Source organism: Streptococcus huangxiaojuni, from assembly GCF_040930515.1.
GTDB classification, from domain to species: domain Bacteria; phylum Bacillota; class Bacilli; order Lactobacillales; family Streptococcaceae; genus Streptococcus; species Streptococcus huangxiaojuni.
This window is the reverse complement of record NZ_JBFQEG010000004.1, coordinates 1-16004: the sequence shown is the minus strand read 5'-3', so window position 1 is coordinate 16004 and position 16004 is coordinate 1. Positions and strand designations below refer to the sequence as shown.

Here is a 16004-nt window from a genome sequence, read left to right as displayed (position 1 = left end):
GAAAAATAAATAATGCTTTTAAGCTACTGGCTGCAGTGCCGGCCTGCATGCTGACAGCTGAAAACTTTTATTTCTATCTGCTGGACACAGTGAAACTTTAAAAAGCGGGCAAAATGAGAATTGGAAAGGCTTATTTTGCCACAGTCTTACGTACCTGAGAAGCCGCTTTGGTAATTAGTGCAGAAACAAGGGTTAGGCAGCAGCTGGTCGGAATACTTATCGAAAATTCTTGGATTCTTTCTAACAAATAAAGGCCGAGAAACTAAGCTCTCAGCCTTCTTTTAATTTTTAAAATCTTATTTTTTAGGTCGTTTTGGTGTCAGATTCCAAATATCTCTAAGGGCAAAGTAGGCTAAAAGAATCATTCCTACGGTTACAAAAATTTCAGGAGGAAACTGAATAATTTTGACAAAGCTCATAACAGCCAAGGTCAAAAGCAAAACAACCAAGGCTGCTAAGCCAATCATATTCAGTGTATTTCTTATCGTTTTTGGTGCCATAAAAAAATAGTATAAAACAACCAAAATGGCAATAATCAGATAAAACATGACGCCTCCTCAGGTTTCCCCCACACTATGCCCGTTTCTTATTCTTCCGCCGATTTTTTCTTTTTTGCTGCCTTAGCCCGTTGGTTTTTATCTAAAATCTGTTTGCGCAGCCGAATGGACTGCGGCGTGACTTCCATATATTCATCATCGTTTAGGAATTCAAGAGATTCCTCAAGTGTCAGTATCCGCGGAGTTTTTATAACAGCTGTTTGATCCTTGGTCGCTGAACGGACATTAGTCATTTGTTTTGCTTTGGTAATATTGACCGTCAAATCATTTTCACGTGAATTTTCGCCAATAATCATACCTTCATAGACTTCAGTTCCGGGATTGACAAAGATGGTTCCGCGTTCTTCAACAGACATAATAGCATAAGTCGTTGCCTTGCCGGTGTCAATCGACACTAATGCTCCGCGGTGGCGGCCGCCGATTTCCGCTTTAATGACTGGCAGATACTGGTCAAAGGTGTGGTTCATAATACCATACCCGCGTGTCATAGATAAAAATTCAGTCGGATAGCCGATCAAACCGCGTGCCGGAGCTAAGAAAATCAGCCGAGTCTGACCATTACCGGTTGACTGCATATCCAGCATTTCTCCCTTGCGTTCTGAAAGAGACTGAATAACTGCTCCCTGATATTCTTCCGGCGTGTCAATCTGAACGCGTTCGAAGGGTTCCATTTTCACACCGTCAATTTCTTTGACAATCACCTCTGGCCGGGAAACCTGCAGCTCATAGCCTTCACGGCGCATTGTTTCAATAAGAATGGACAGATGAAGCTCCCCGCGTCCGGAAACAATCCACTTATCCGGTGAGTCAGTCGCCTCAACACGAAGTGAGACATCTGTTTGCAGTTCAGCTAAAAGACGTTCTTCTACTTTGCGGGAAGTTACATATTTCCCTTCACGGCCGGCAAAAGGAGAATTATTGGACAGAAAAGTCATCTGAAGAGTCGGCTCATCAATATGCAGAACAGGCAGCGGATCAACCGCATCTGAAGGCGTAATCGTTTCACCGACAAAGATGTCCTCCATACCCGAAACAGCAATCAAATCACCAGCTTTAGCTTCCTGAATATCCCGCCGTTCCAAGCCAAAGAAGCCAAACAGCTTAGTCACCCGAAAATTTTTCTGTGTTCCGTCAAGTTTTGAGAGCGTCACCTGATCACCGACTTTTACTGTCCCCCGAAAGACACGGCCGATTCCGATACGGCCGACAAAGTCATTGTAATCCAGCAGAGAAACCTGAAACTGAAGCGGCTCTTCAGAATTATCCAGGGGGGCGGGAATACGCTCAATGATGGTATCAAAAATCGGCGCCATCGTGTGTTCCTGACTGGCAGGGTTATCTGAAAGCGATGACGTGCCGTTTACAGCTGATGCATAAACAACCGGAAATTCCAATTGGTCATCATCTGCCCCCAGCTCAATGAAAAGTTCCAGCACTTCATCAACAACTTCTGCCGGGCGGGCAGACGGTTTATCAATTTTATTGACAACAACAATCGGAGTTAAATTTTGTTCCAAAGCTTTTTTTAGTACGAAACGTGTCTGCGGCATCGTTCCCTCATAAGCATCAACAACAAGAACAACCCCGTCAACCATTTTCATAATACGCTCAACTTCGCCGCCGAAATCAGCATGCCCAGGAGTATCCATAATGTTGATGCGCACACCGTTATATGCCACAGCCGTATTTTTAGCTAAAATAGTGATTCCGCGTTCTTTCTCCAGATCATTGGAATCCATAGCCCTTTCCTGCAGCTCTTTATGCTCATCGAGTGTATGGGATTGTTTCAGCAGTTCATCCACAAGTGTCGTTTTGCCATGGTCAACATGGGCAATAATAGCAATATTGCGAATATCGTCTCTTAATTTTGTCATGATTTCATAAGATACACAAGCCTTAAAAGCCGATTTACTGTAAAGTTGGTTCTGCTCTCTGCAAAATTAAGAGGAGTCCTTCTTTTATAAAACAACTTATAGACCGTGCCGGCCCTTCCTTTTTGCATGTAAATTTATTCTTAACTTATGAATTATATCATAAAATCGGCTAAAAAACAGAAGAAAGATAATTGTAAATGTTTTCAAATCAATGATAGCCGAAATACTATAAGCACTAACCTGATTCATTTCAGATTAGTGCTTAGCGTTTACTCACTATAAGTTGTTTTGAAAAATCTGCTTATCAATATTTTTTGTCTTAAGTGTGTCCTTATCACTCCCGCTTCGCCTTTGCACCATTTACCGTCTCTCTCCCAAAATTCCTGTCTCAGCTAGTTCCCCTTAGTTTTTCCAGTCCAGTAATCGAAACCATCCTGTAAGACATACAAATCAGTATAGCCTGCTTTTTTGAGCATGGTCAGCACACGTGGCAGGGCTGAACTTCTGCTGGCATCGTAAAGTAAAATAGGTTTATCTTTCCGCAGAGCCGAAAGCGATGTTTGAAACTGAACAGCTGGTAGGTTTCGGGCTCCTAAAATATGCTTGCTGCGAAAGGCAGCAGGCTCACGAATATCGACCAGCTGAGCCCCATGTATTAATTCCTCAAATTCCGCATTGCCTATAAATTTAGCAGCTCTGCGCACCCGAAAATAATTCCAGGCAACCCAGCCCAGCACCAGCACCAAAACAATGATGATAAAAATCCAAGAATTCATCAAATCTCCTTTAAAAATAAGATACAAAGCCCGTTTAAAGAGCAAAGCAAAAATAGGAGCCTGACCGATGAGTCACTATAGACTCAAGGGAGGGCTATCTTTTTTGCACAGCTCTTAGGGCGTGTTCAATTCATAAGATACAAAGCCCGTTTAAAGAGCAAAGCAAAAATGGCGGTAAGCCAGAAATCTTCGATTTCGTAGGCGCACCCCTGCCAGGACGACTAGAAGGGTGCGGTCGGCCACAGGACGACAAAGCCTTCAGACGGCTACGGCTAGCTGACAGTAAGACATAATCTCAGACTATATTCCCTCACTCTCCCATTTCCAAGTTCGGGCTGACATCATCCAGTGGATGATGTCACTCCACAGCTCTTAGGGCGTGTTTAACCGGCTGCAAACTGGTTAGCCAGACTGGCTGCACCTATAATACCGGCGTCATTGCCGAGTTCTGCAATCTTGATTGTTGTGGTTTTTTTCACCTGAGGAAAAGCAAACTTAAGAAAATAGGTTTCAACCCGGCTGCGTAAAAATTCACCGGCAGCTGAAACACCGCCGCCAATAACAATTGAATCAGGATTTAAGATATTAGCAATATTTGCTGAGGCCAGCCCCAGATAAAAAGCCACTTTTTCAACAACCGAATCTGCAAAATAATCCCCGTCTGCAGCTGCTTCAAAAATTGTTTTGCTGGAGACATCATCTCCATTATCAATAGCCGCTTTAACAGCTGAATCCCCTTCATAGCCTTCTGCCATATGGCGGGCAAGCCGTACTACACCGGTTGCAGAAGCCACTGTTTCCAGGCAGCCTTTATTGCCGCAGGTACAGTCGAAACCATCCTCTGGCTCAACGATAATATGACCAATCTCTCCACCTGCTCCGGCTGCTCCATGGATAAGATTGCCATCAGCAATAACACCGCCGCCAACGCCAGTTCCAAGCGTCACAAAAACAACATCTGGATTATTGGCACCGGCACCAACCCAGCGTTCGCCCAGTGCAGCAACATTGGCGTCATTATCAATCGCAAAAGGAATACCCAGCTCGCTTTCAATAACTGAACCAACTTCCTGTTTGGCAGCCCAATTCAGGTTAAAAGCACCAGTAACTGTTTTTTCAGAACGGTCAACGGCTCCCGGCGAACCCATACCAATACCTATAAAATCAGACTTAGTCATACCGTAAAGGGATAAACGGTGCTTAAGAGAAGCCACGATATCCGGAACAATATGCCTGCCATCCTCTAAAATATTAGTATCAATCGCCCATTTTTCCTGAATCTGCCCATCCTGAGTTAAAATACCAAACTTGATAGTTGTTCCGCCAAGATCAATTCCCAAAAGTTTCTGACTCATTTGTTTCTTTCCTTTTCTTTTTCTGACTCCAATCTGTGCTCACGCCGTAAAATCAGCTCGGCCTGCAGATAATCGTCTTTTTCAAGCAGACCATTATCATAAAGCTTACCTAATTCATTTTTCATGACTTCAATATCGTACAGACGCTTGCCGATATAAACATAGATATTAAAATTTTTTAACAGCTTTTGCACATCATAAAGTGTTTTCATACCAAAATTTTAGCAAAAAAAAAGCCGGTTTTCAAGACAGATAAAGTGCTTTATCATCTAAAAAATCAGACTTTTTTATTATAACCGACCATGATTAAGACAGACGGTAGTTTTTGCTGAAAATCTGGTAATCAGCTTCCAGCCCATGTTCAGAAATAACGACTCCATGGAGCGACCCGCCGTAAGCAGCCCCGCCGTCAATATTAAGTTTATTATTACGGTACCACAAATGGGTTTGGCTGGCATTCTGATGAAGATAAGGAAGCGGTGTATGGCCAAAAACAATCAGCTTGTCCAGTGAAGCCTCTTTTGCAAAAAATTCTTCCCGCGACCAGATAAAATCGTATCTGGAACTTTGGCGCCAATCTGCTAAGTCGAGATTGACTCCGGCGTGCACACAAAGGCAAACGTCATGTTCGTAATACAAAGGGAGCTGTCTCAAAAAATCCAGCAAATCGGGATAATCTGCCTCAAACAGCTGGGCAATCTCCTGCGGAGACTTTTCTGTTAAAATACCTTCATGAAAGAAGCTTTCTATCGTTGTGCGTCCCCCATTTAACAGGTAAAGGCCGATTTCTTTTTTGGGAGCAGCCAGCCAATTCAGCAGCATATCTTCATGATTGCCGCTGACACAGACTGCCCCTGCTGTCTGCACCAGCTGATGCACTTTTAAAAAACAGTTTTTGGCATCCGGACCGCGGTCGCCTAAGTCTCCAAGAAAAACCAGCTGCTCCTGCTCAGGATTCCAATGGCGGAGCAATTCTTCAAGCATATCATATTCCCCATGGACATCGCCTACAGCAAATACTTTCTCTTTCACAAAAAAACCTCCCCTCTTTTTGTACAGTATTCCTACTACTAGTATACTACAAGGGGAGATAATCTTCAGTTATTTAGCAGATTTCATTAGTCTTTTGCTGCCAGACCGCGTTCAGCCTGCAGCATCCAAACGGTTTTATCAGCATCAGCCTGTGCGGCTGTGAAAAGATCGTTAGTTGGAGCATCAGCTTCTTCGTCAGTCACATCAAGTCCAACTTGATAAAGGTTAGAAAGGTAAGTGTAGACTTCTGCCAGCCTAGCCAAATGATCATCCATTTTTTTATCGAATGATCCCTTGCTTTCTTCCAATTTGGAGTGATCAGCAAACTCCTTTAATGTAGAATAGGGAGCGCCGCCAATTGTAATCAGGCGTTCACTCATTTCATCGAGATGATTATCGAGACTGTCCATGAGTTCGTCCATTTTAGGATGTAAGTAATAAAAACCCGATCCCCGCATATACCAATGGACTTGGTGGACAATTGAAGCAGCAACAGATAAGTCTGCTACAGCTTGATTCAGCACCGCTTTTGTTTTTTCATTACCGGCTGCTCCTTGCCCTGAAATATTGTGAGTGATTGATGCATAAAGGCTTTGAGTCGCTGTTTGAGTCATAGTGTTTACCTCCGCTTATTTAGAATGATTATTATTTCTATACTTCTATTTTAGAACTCTTATAGATAAAAAACAAGTTATTTGTTTTATTTCTTTCATTACGAATATAAAAGTATGGAAACTTTTTTGTACTTCTTTTTAGGTGCCAGTACAGCTTCTTTTTTAGGGGTGATTATTGAACGTTTCCCTAACGAATCCATTATTGCACCCAGAAGCCGCTGCAACAGCTGTGGACGGACGTTAGCAGCAAGAGATTTAATTCCCCTTGTTTCTCAAATATGCAACCGGTCCCGCTGCCGCTTCTGTAAAAGTAAAATCCCGATTTGGTACGGCCTTTTTGAGGCAGGCATCGGTATCCTCTTTGCTCTCTGGAGCAAGGGAGTGCTGACATCAGAACAGCTCCTGCTCCTTATTTTCAGCTGTACACTCAGTCTTTACGACCTCAAAGAGCAAGCTTACCCTCTGCTGATCTGGTTCTGCTTCACCCTGCCGCTTTTATTTTTTCACAGCCCCAGCGAACTGACAATTATTTTCCTGCTTATTGCAATAGCAGCTAGTCTCATCAGTCTGCGGATAGGCAGCGGTGATTTTTTATATTTAGCTACCTTAACCTTGAACACTGATGGGCAAAAAATCTTGTGGATTATTCAGCTGGCCAGCCTTTCTGCTATCTTCTTTATCCTCTTTTTTCACAAAAGAAGGAAAGCAATACCTTTTATTCCCTTCTTGTCTGCGGCTTATCTTCTGCTGACAGTATGGGAACTGCTCAGTTAAAAAGGTTCAAAATCCTTCTGAAACACAATTTTAGTCTAAAAACCTGCTAATGACCCCTGCTGTTAAAAACAGCCTGACGGATAAATCGGCTCAGTTCTGCTTCCTGCCCTTGATGAAGGGCCTCCACGACTTTACTTCCGACAATAACACCATCTGAAACTTGGTTAAAGCGCTCAACATCTGCTAGAGTTGAGACACCAAAACCGGTAAGAACAGGGATATCAGCTATGTCATGAAGGCTGCTAAGATGTTCATCCAAATTGTCCTGATAGCCTTGGACTCTGCCTGTCACACCATTTACAGCAACAGCATAGATAAAGCCTTCGGCATGTTTGGTTAGTTCTATTTGACGCTCGACCCCTGTTGTCAGAGAAACAAGAGGGATTAAAGCTATATCCGTGTTTTCAAGGTAAGGAAGAATGAAGTCTTCATGCTCATGCGGCAAATCCGGGACGATAAGGCCTTTAACAGATGTCGGCTCCAAATCAGCTATAAATTTTTCAACGCCATATTGAAAGACCGGATTGAAATAAGTCATGATAAGCAGAGGAACCGGGCTTTCTTTTTCTTGCAGCTTCTTAATCACAGCGCTTAAACTTGTTCCCCTCCCTAAGCTCCGCTGTCCGGCTGCTTCAATAACTGGCCCGTCAGCAACCGGATCAGACCAGGGGATACCTACTTCAATAGCTGAAGCTCCGCTTGCTGCCAGCAAATCAATAGTCTCAAAAAGTCCGTCAAGTCCTCGCTTGTGGTCACCAGCCATAATATAGGGCACAAAAAGTCCCTGACCCTTTGCTTGAATAGTCTGCAGATGCTTTGTCAGTGTTTTTATCATGCGTTTTCTCCTTCTGCTGCAGTTTTTTCCAGCCTTTTTTTGACCTGTGAAACATCTTTATCTCCGCGGCCTGAAAGGCAGACAATGATTGATTTATCCGGACCGAGTTCTTTAGCAACTTTTTGGGTAAGGGCAATCGCATGACTGGATTCCAGAGCGGGAATAATCCCTTCTAAGCGTGATAAAAGCTGAAAAGCTTCCAAAGCCTCTTCATCTGTCACGGCTGCATAACTTGCCCGCCCTATTTCATTAAAATAAGAATGTTCAGGACCAACACCCGGATAATCAAGTCCAGCTGAAATGGAGAAAGCTTCCATAATTTGACCATGTTCATCCTGCAGTACATCCATAAGAGCACCATGCAAAACACCTGGGCGTCCTTTAGCAAAAGTAGCAGCATGCTGGTCTGTATCAAGACCTAAGCCCGCAGCCTCTGCCCCATACATTGCCACAGTCTCGTCATTAACGAAAGGATAAAACAAACCGATAGCATTTGATCCGCCTCCGACACAGGCTAGAACAGCATCCGGCAGCTGACCGTCAGTTAGCGCTGCAAATTGCTTTTTAGCTTCTCTGCCGATGACAGACTGCAAATCACGGACGATTTCTGGGAAGGGGGCCGGACCGAGAGCAGAACCCATAATATAATGTGTGTCAGTAATGTGACTCACCCAGCTGCGCAGTGCAGCATTAACAGCGTCTTTAAGAACATGCGACCCGTCTTTTACAGCATGAACCTTAGCCCCCAGCAATTCCATGCGAAAAACATTAAGTGCCTGCCGCTTTACATCCTCTTCTCCCATATAAATCGTGCATTCCATATCGAAAAGCGCTGCCGCCGTAGCAGTTGCTACCCCATGCTGACCTGCTCCGGTCTCAGCAATGATTTTTTTCTTCCCCATCCGTTTAGCCAGCAGCACTTGCCCCAAGGCATTGTTGATTTTATGAGCACCGGTATGATTAAGGTCTTCTCGTTTGAGATAGATTTTGGCTCCGCCAATATGGTTGCTTAAACGTTCTGCATAATAGAGCGGCGTTTCGCGGCCCACATAATTTTTCAAAAGAGCTGTCAGTTCGCTCTGAAAAGCAGGGTCCTTCTTGGCCTCACGGTATGCTTGGTCCAACTCAATAACTGCAGTCATCAATGTTTCAGGAATAAACTGGCCGCCAAAATTCCCATAAAAACCTTTTTTATTTGGTTGCTTATATGTCATGCTTTTACCCTCTCTACAAATAATCTGATTTTTTCTGCATCTTTTCGGCCATTGCTTTCAACACCGCTGGAAACATCTACAGCAAAAGGATGAAACAGACGAATGGCTTGGCCGACATTGTCGGCAGTCAGCCCCCCCGCAATGAAAAAAGGACTGCTGAATGTTTTATTTTGCAGTTTTGTCCAGTCAAAAGTCTGACCGGAACCGGCAACAGGGGCATCTAAAAGCAGATAGTCTGATTGTCCGGCAGGAACTGTCAGCTCATCTTTTACCTGCAGCGCCCTAATGACAGGCACAGAGAGCGTTTTGCTGCTAATTTCCTCAAAATCTCCATGGATCTGTACCATATCCAGCGGTACAGCCTTGATATACTCTTCCAGCATCTCATAGCTTGGGTTGACAAAAACACCGACTTTTTTCACCTTTTCCGGAATCAGCCGAGCCAAGCTCTGAGCCTGCTGCAAACTGACTTGACGGCGACTGGCCGCAAAGACAAAACCGATATAATCACTTCCAGCCTCCACAGCACTGACAACCTCATCGGGAGCAGAAAGACCGCAAATTTTAACTTTTGTCAATTTTGAACTCCTTTATCTTTTCCGCCGGATCATCAGCCTGCATGAGTGCTGTCCCGACTAAAATGCCATTAAAATAGGGTGCAAGAGCTCTTGCGTCTTCCTTTGTGAAAATAGCTGATTCAGAAATATAAACACAGTCATCTTTAAAATGTGCTGACAGCGATAAGCTAGTATTAATATCAGTTGTAAAAGTAAATAAATTGCGATTATTGACACCGATAATCTGCGCCTTAAGCTGGTGAGCGACCGCCAGTTCAGAAAGATTATGGGTTTCAACTAGAACTTCAAGACCAATACCATAAGCAAATTCATAAAGCGCTTTAAGACGATGTTCCGGCAAAGCGGCAACAATCAGTAAAATAACAGTTGCTCCGGCATTGCGGGCTCGGACTATCTGTTTTTCATCGATGATAAAATCTTTAGCTAAGGTAGGAATGGTGACATGATTTGAAACATCTGCCAAATAGCTGAGCCGTCCTTTAAAAAAAACATTATCTGTCAATACCGAAATCATAGCGGCACCAGCTTCTTCATATTGTCTGGCCTGAGTAAGGATATCAACATCTAAATTAATATCCCCCATACTGGGACTGGCTTTTTTGATCTCAGCAATAATCTGCAGCTGCCGTTGATGGGTGCTGAAATAATCAAAAACTTTATAAGTCCTGCGCAAAGGCTTGAGTTCTTCCATGCTGAGCTGGTCCACTTCCAGCCTTTTTTGGGATAAAATTTTTGCTAAAAACTCTTCAGTCATATCTGCACCTCCTGTAACTGCCGCAGTTTTTCCAGAGCCTGCCCTCCAGCAAGAAGCTGTCGAGCCAACGCTGCCCCCTCCTTAATAGAATCCGTTTTCCCGTTAGCATAGAAAGCTAAACCGGCATTAAGAACACTGGTTTCTAGGTAAGGGCTGGCTTCGTTATTCAAAACACTCAGCAAAATTCGGGCATTTTCATGAGCATCTCCCCCTTTTATAGCTTCGGGCTCAACTCTCTCCATCTGCAAATCCTTATAGGTGAAAGTATGTTGACTTATTTTTCCGTCATCAAGCAGCGTATAAGTATTAGTCCCGTAAAGGGCAGCTTCATCCATATTGTCAGGGCCTGTAATGACAATAGCCCGCCTGCGTCCCAAATTAGACATAGCCTGAGCAGCTATCTTTTGGAGTTCGGGGCGGTACAAGCCCATCAGCTGTGTTTCCAAATCAAGCGGATTAGCCAAGGGTCCAACTAGGTTCATAATGGTTGGAACACCGAGTTCCTGGCGGGCCGGACCGATATAGCGCATAGCCGGATGCATTGTCTGGGCAAAGATAAAAGCTAATCCCACCTGCTTTAAGGCATTTGCCAACACAGCCGGTTCGGCAGCAACGTTTATTCCTAAAGCTTCAAGCACATCAGCTGAGCCGGACTTAGAAGAAATCGAGCGGTTCCCGGCCTTAGCCACCCGAATTCCTGCAGCAGCTAAAATAAAGGAAACGGTTGTTGAGATATTAAAACTATAAGACTGATCTCCTCCTGTACCACAGTTGCACATTGCATCATCAAAAGTTTGCGGAAGCTCTCTGCTATGTTTCTTAAGCGCTCTGACAATTCCTGTTATTTCAGAATCTGTCTCACCCTTAATTTTTAGTCCCAATAGAAAGGCAGCAATTTGCGCTTGGGAAATGTTCCCTGCCAGTATCTGCTCAAAAATCTGCTGTACTTGCTCTTCGCTTAAATTTTTTCTTTCAGCCAACTGTTCAAAAATAACTTTCATCAATCCCACACTCCTTCACCAAGATACAAAACCCGTTTAAAAATCCGTATGAAAATAGGGGATGGCAAGTGATGCTGGCATCACGCTGACAACCATCTTTTTCACTAGGATTTTAGGGCGTGTTCAGTTCACCAAGATACAAAAGCCGTTAAGAACGCAAAAGGAAAATAGAGGATTGACTGACGAATCGCCAGATTCTAAGTCAAAACATCTTTTTCCCGCAGCGTTTAGGCCGTGTTCAATTAACAAGATACAAAGCCCGTTTAAAAATCCGTATGAAAATAGGGGATGACAAGTGATGCTGGCATCACGCTGACAACCATCTTTTTCACCAGGATTTTAGGGCGTGTTCAGTTCACCAAGATACAAAGGCCGTTTGAAGTGCAAAAAAGGGTAGCGGCTCCAGTAGATCTTAGGAATGGAAATCAGATTTCGATTTCCTTGTTGCGCTTCTTTTTTGGTTGTTGTCTGTATCTTTTATAGCGCTGTCTGCCTATGGTCTTTAAGACTCAATTTTACTCATTCGCCAGCTTCATATTAGGAGCTGAGCGGTCTTGTGTCTGTTTTATAAAATTCTCAATCATTTTTAGGCCGGACGGTGTCCCAATACTTTCCGGATGGAACTGCAGACCGTAAACAGGCAGCTTGTTATGCTGAATCGCCATCACTTCCTGATCATCTTTGCTGTATGCTGTTACTGTAAAGACAGCCGGTATACGGTCTGCCACAATAGAATGGTAGCGCATAACAGAAATTGGTTCAGCAATATCTGTAAAAATAGCAGATTTTTTATCAACTTCCAACAAACTTTGTTTGCCGTGCATGACCTGCCTTGCTAAACTCAGTTTTCCGCCAAAGCATTCTATAATAGCTTGGTGTCCCAAACAAATGCCTAAAATTGGTTTTTGCTCAGCAAAATGTGCTATTAAATTTTTTGTTTCCCCTGCTTCGCAAGGCCAACCCGGTCCGGGAGAAAAAACCAGGCTGCTGGCCTTCTGAGCTTCTTCATATAAATCATCTGCGTCATTGCGCAAGACTTTGACAGAACTAAAGGTACCAATATACTGAGCCAAATTGTAAGTAAAAGAATCATAATTATCAATCAATAAAATCATTGCCTATCTCCTAGTGCTGTCATTGCTTTGGCCTTATTTACCGTTTCATCAAACTCTTTTTCAGGTATACTGTCATAGACAATCCCTGCGCCCGCCTGTACATAAGCCTTATAATTTTTGATAACCATGGTGCGAATAGCAATAGCAAAGTCCATATCGCCGCTTGCCGATAAATAGCCGATAGCTCCGGCATAAATCCCGCGTTTTTCCTTTTCCAGCTCATAGATGCGCTGCATAGCACGAATTTTAGGAGCACCTGATACAGTGCCTGCCGGTAAAGTTGATTTAAGCGCATCGACAGCTGTCAGATCTGACAGAAGCCGTCCCTTAACGACACTGGTCAAATGCATGACATATCGGAAATAATCAACTTCCATATATTTGCTGAGACGAACAGATCCGATTTGCGAAATCCTCCCCAAATCATTACGTCCGAGGTCAACCAGCATGCGGTGCTCTGCTGTTTCTTTCGCATCAGCCAGTAAATCCTCGCTAAGTTTCTGGTCTTCTTCGTCATCACGGCCGCGCGGCCTTGTTCCGGCAATTGGGTTAGTTGTTACAAGATGATCCTTGACCGAAACCAAACTTTCCGGGCTGGCACCGATAATCTGATAACTTCCAAAATCGTAAAAATAAAGGTAGTTAGAGGGATTGGTCACACGTAAATTTCTGTAGTAGTCCAAAGGATCACCATGAAAATCACTGGAAAAGCGCTGACTCAGCACACATTGAAACATGTCACCCTGACGGATAAGTTCCTTAGCTTTTTTTACCATATTCTCAAATGTTTTACGTTCAAGATGAGCTTTAAACTGTAATTTATGCAGCTCTTGAGGTGAAAATTCATTCACAGCCTGCTTCTGTAAATCAGCTATCGTTTTTCCTAAGGCGTGACGCATACTGTCATGGCTGCGGTGGGAATAGATATTGTCTTCCACTACATGAATCACTTCTTTTTTATGGTCAAAAATTAAGTAAGATTCATAAACAAAGAAATGCATGTCCGGTGTCCCGATACTATCTTTAGGTATTGAGCCGATATCTTCGTAAAGAGAAATCATGTCATAAGCCATAAAACCGATAGCTCCGCCTGTAAAAGGCAGATAAGCAGGGGTCTTCTGTACTGTCAACTGGCTTAAAAAATCAAGCGGGTCTTGTTCTACGATACTATCATTCAGATAAAGTTTTCCACCTTCATATCTAACTTCATAGACCGGATTATAGGCTATGATAGAAAAACGAGCATTTGTTTTCTCCCGCGGAATACTCTCCAGAATAACTTTATGTTCTCCTTTTAGTCGCATATAAGCTAAAATAGGGGTAAGGATATCAGCATTTAAAATCTTTTGCATAAACACCTCTTTTTTAATCATTGTATGCTGCAACATTTGACCGTTCTGCTGCCGGCTGCTATCTCAAATAAAAAAAACCTCACACAGAAAAATCTGTGTGAGGGCGTTTTCAGTCAGTGCAACGCGGTACCACCTCAATTTACGAAAACAAAAATTCGCAATCTCACTCTCCTCCAACAAGGAGCCGCACGGTAAGGAGTGCCTGCCTGAAGAACATGTTTTATCTTCAACAATATACCATCAGCCCAATTTCATAAAAATCTGCTGCCCGTTCACAGTTCCCACGGGCTCCCTGAAAACACATCTTTATTACTTTTCTGATTGCTAATTATTATACTCTCATTTCTGGAAATGTCAAGTGTTTTTTGCAAATATTCTAAAAATTACAAACCTTCTGCTTTAACTGAAAGTTCTAAAATGAAGTTAGTCAGTTGAGCGTATCAAAAAACATCTCAGAGAGATATAATTGTCCTTCACCACAAATACAAGATAAGACATTATGAGGTGGAACCTTATTATTTAGCAAAAGGAGAACATTTAACAATAAATAATAGAATACCACCAGTTGATTGAAAAATGTTTCTTACATTACTACTCATTGTTGCGTAATACTAGTAAAAAGTATTTAGAGAAATTGGAAGATATTTTTATTGAATCAACTTCCTTAACTCTTAGTTGTTTAACTGTAAAATATGTTTTCCCTTGATATCTTATATTGAAATCATGAAAAGTATTTTTTTCTATACTATGGAAATCATTATTACTCAGACTAAAAGTTGAATCTTCAATATCTCCAATATTTTCTTTAGATGCCATTATATAAATATAACCAGTAAAATCTGGCGATATATCTACCTCTTCCTCAGACCTTAATTTAAATATCTTACTAATATTTAGTCCCTCAATACCATCTGATATCTCTTGATGAATATCTTTTTTTATTTCATTAGCTGTATCGTTAATACCTTCTAAACATCCAGTAAGTAAAAGGGATATACATAAAGATATTATGCATATTGATATTTTTTTACTGTTCATTATCTCTATCTCTTCTCCTTATATTTCAAAATATCACCAGGTTGACAGCTAAGCTCTCTACAAATATTTAACAACGTAGAAAATCGTATACCTTTAGCTTTTCCCGTTTTCAAAATTGATAGGTTCGCCTCTGTTATGTTAATCCTTTTTGCTAATTCTTTAGAAGTGAGATTTCTAGATTTTATCATTTCATCTAGATTAATCTTTATTTCCTCCATATCATTAAATTATCTCCTCATTTTCTTTTTGAATATCAATGCCTTTTTTGAAAACAATGATTGCCAAATAATTAAACGTCAGTAATGTTATATTAGTTAAATATTTTTTGATAGAGAAGTTGAATAGCTCACTAACATTTTCAACATTTAAATAATTAAAAATTAAATTCAAAAGCAATTGCAAAATAGTAAATCCACTTAGAAGGAATGCTGACCTTTTAAGTCCTTCTAAATTCTCTAAACAAAAATATTTATCTTTCTGGAAGCTTTTTAATATTTCAATCCAAATATTTATTATTTTTATAAGAACCAAACACATGGATATAGCAATAAGAATCACTGCCAACGGGTAAATGATAGGTAGTTTAATTGAAAAATCCCCATAATCAAATATAAAAGTACCAAGACTATTCTGTCTTCCTAAAAAAATACCTCCTATTCCCATTGTTAACACGAAAATAAGCAAAATGGCTAAGAAACGCCCAAAAAATAAAAAAGCCTTATTATTTTTAACAGTATGGATTTCATTCTCGTCCTCCAATATTATTGTGTTACAATTATTTTTATAAAATTATTGTAACACAATAATTTTCTTTATCAATAGTACTTCTATTTTTGATAAATAAAAAGCATATATCAACTTGAAAATACTTTTTATTTATATTACATAAAAGTTATATCTTAAAAAGTTAGTCAACCTAAAATAAATTTAAATTACAAACCTTCCGTTTTAACAGTTTCTCTAAAACCAAAAAGGCTGTTCAGACAAATAAAAAAGAGTCAGCACAAGTGATATACTCCCCCTATAGTGGACAGTGAAAAAACAAAAATTCACTAGAAATTATAGGAGGAGTTTTCGTATGTCTACAAGAAGCCCAAAATCAGTAGAGGAAAAACTAGAGATTATTCAATTAGCT

Annotated in this window: 18 protein-coding genes; 1 reads left to right on the top strand and 17 read right to left on the bottom strand. The window is 41.5% G+C overall.

The genetic code is table 11. From position 1 onward, the window contains the following. Nucleotides 1-296 precede the first annotated feature (296 nt). The 7 genes from AB3329_RS03685 to AB3329_RS03655 all read right to left on the bottom strand — a co-directional run bounded on the left by AB3329_RS03685 (nucleotide 297) and on the right by AB3329_RS03655 (nucleotide 6208). The gene (locus tag AB3329_RS03685; RefSeq protein ID WP_368394400.1) at nucleotides 297-548 is read right to left on the bottom strand and encodes a DUF3165 family protein; all 252 of its coding nucleotides are present in this window, start codon (nucleotides 546-548) and stop codon (nucleotides 297-299) included. Nucleotides 549-586: 38 nt separating this feature from the next. Further along, on the bottom strand, nucleotides 587-2431 hold the full coding sequence (typA, locus tag AB3329_RS03680) for a translational GTPase TypA (protein WP_368394399.1): 1845 nt from the start codon (nucleotides 2429-2431) through the stop codon (nucleotides 587-589). Nucleotides 2432-2823: 392 nt separating this feature from the next. Beyond that, the gene (locus AB3329_RS03675; protein ID WP_067063360.1) at nucleotides 2824-3207 is read right to left on the bottom strand and encodes a rhodanese-like domain-containing protein; all 384 of its coding nucleotides are present in this window, start codon (nucleotides 3205-3207) and stop codon (nucleotides 2824-2826) included. Nucleotides 3208-3590: 383 nt separating this feature from the next. Further along, the gene (locus tag AB3329_RS03670; RefSeq protein WP_368394398.1) at nucleotides 3591-4562 is read right to left on the bottom strand and encodes an ROK family glucokinase; all 972 of its coding nucleotides are present in this window, start codon (nucleotides 4560-4562) and stop codon (nucleotides 3591-3593) included. Further along, on the bottom strand, nucleotides 4559-4774 hold the full coding sequence (locus AB3329_RS03665; protein ID WP_368394397.1) for a YqgQ family protein: 216 nt from the start codon (nucleotides 4772-4774) through the stop codon (nucleotides 4559-4561). Before AB3329_RS03665 ends, AB3329_RS03670 begins: the two co-directional genes overlap by 4 nt. Nucleotides 4775-4868: 94 nt before the next feature. After that, nucleotides 4869-5594 (bottom strand): metallophosphoesterase, encoded by a 726-nt coding sequence (locus tag AB3329_RS03660; protein ID WP_368394396.1) that lies wholly within the window; start codon nucleotides 5592-5594, stop codon nucleotides 4869-4871. Nucleotides 5595-5680: 86 nt separating this feature from the next. Beyond that, entirely contained in the window at nucleotides 5681-6208 is a 528-nt protein-coding gene (locus AB3329_RS03655; RefSeq protein WP_368394395.1) for a Dps family protein, read from the bottom strand. Between the two features lie 114 nt (nucleotides 6209-6322). Here AB3329_RS03655 and AB3329_RS03650 point away from each other — a divergent pair, with 114 nt between their 5' ends. Then, entirely contained in the window at nucleotides 6323-6982 is a 660-nt protein-coding gene (locus tag AB3329_RS03650; RefSeq protein ID WP_368394394.1) for a prepilin peptidase, read from the top strand. Nucleotides 6983-7028: 46 nt separating this feature from the next. On the opposite strand, the gene trpA is transcribed toward AB3329_RS03650, so the two are convergent. The 10 genes from trpA to AB3329_RS03600 all read right to left on the bottom strand — a co-directional run bounded on the left by trpA (nucleotide 7029) and on the right by AB3329_RS03600 (nucleotide 15628). After that, nucleotides 7029-7817 (bottom strand): tryptophan synthase subunit alpha, encoded by a 789-nt coding sequence (gene trpA / locus AB3329_RS03645; RefSeq protein ID WP_368394393.1) that lies wholly within the window; start codon nucleotides 7815-7817, stop codon nucleotides 7029-7031. Beyond that, nucleotides 7814-9031 carry a tryptophan synthase subunit beta gene (gene trpB, locus AB3329_RS03640; RefSeq protein ID WP_368394392.1) on the bottom strand — a complete coding sequence of 406 codons (1218 nt, stop codon included), beginning with the start codon at nucleotides 9029-9031 and terminating at the stop codon, nucleotides 7814-7816. The genes trpA and trpB overlap by 4 nt, the downstream gene beginning before the upstream one ends. Continuing rightward, nucleotides 9028-9609 (bottom strand): phosphoribosylanthranilate isomerase, encoded by a 582-nt coding sequence (locus tag AB3329_RS03635; RefSeq protein WP_368394391.1) that lies wholly within the window; start codon nucleotides 9607-9609, stop codon nucleotides 9028-9030. The genes trpB and AB3329_RS03635 overlap by 4 nt, the downstream gene beginning before the upstream one ends. Beyond that, entirely contained in the window at nucleotides 9596-10363 is a 768-nt protein-coding gene (gene trpC / locus AB3329_RS03630; protein WP_368394390.1) for an indole-3-glycerol phosphate synthase TrpC, read from the bottom strand. The genes AB3329_RS03635 and trpC overlap by 14 nt, the downstream gene beginning before the upstream one ends. After that, nucleotides 10360-11364, bottom strand: a complete 1005-nt coding sequence (gene trpD, locus AB3329_RS03625; protein WP_368394389.1) for an anthranilate phosphoribosyltransferase — start codon at nucleotides 11362-11364, stop codon at nucleotides 10360-10362. Before trpD ends, trpC begins: the two co-directional genes overlap by 4 nt. Nucleotides 11365-11879: 515 nt before the next feature. Continuing rightward, nucleotides 11880-12479 (bottom strand): aminodeoxychorismate/anthranilate synthase component II, encoded by a 600-nt coding sequence (locus AB3329_RS03620; RefSeq protein WP_368394388.1) that lies wholly within the window; start codon nucleotides 12477-12479, stop codon nucleotides 11880-11882. Beyond that, nucleotides 12476-13831, bottom strand: coding sequence for an anthranilate synthase component I (gene trpE / locus AB3329_RS03615; protein ID WP_368394387.1), 1356 nt, complete (start codon nucleotides 13829-13831; stop codon nucleotides 12476-12478). The genes AB3329_RS03620 and trpE overlap by 4 nt, the downstream gene beginning before the upstream one ends. Nucleotides 13832-14422: 591 nt before the next feature. Further along, on the bottom strand, nucleotides 14423-14869 hold the full coding sequence (locus tag AB3329_RS03610) for a hypothetical protein (protein WP_368394386.1): 447 nt from the start codon (nucleotides 14867-14869) through the stop codon (nucleotides 14423-14425). A gap of 5 nt (nucleotides 14870-14874) precedes the next feature. Further along, the gene (locus AB3329_RS03605) at nucleotides 14875-15087 is read right to left on the bottom strand and encodes a helix-turn-helix domain-containing protein (protein ID WP_368394385.1); all 213 of its coding nucleotides are present in this window, start codon (nucleotides 15085-15087) and stop codon (nucleotides 14875-14877) included. 4 nt (nucleotides 15088-15091) lie between these two features. Further along, a complete protein-coding gene (locus tag AB3329_RS03600) occupies nucleotides 15092-15628 on the bottom strand; it encodes a DUF2975 domain-containing protein (RefSeq protein ID WP_368394384.1) in 537 nt (178 codons plus the stop codon). Nucleotides 15629-16004 lie beyond the last annotated feature (376 nt).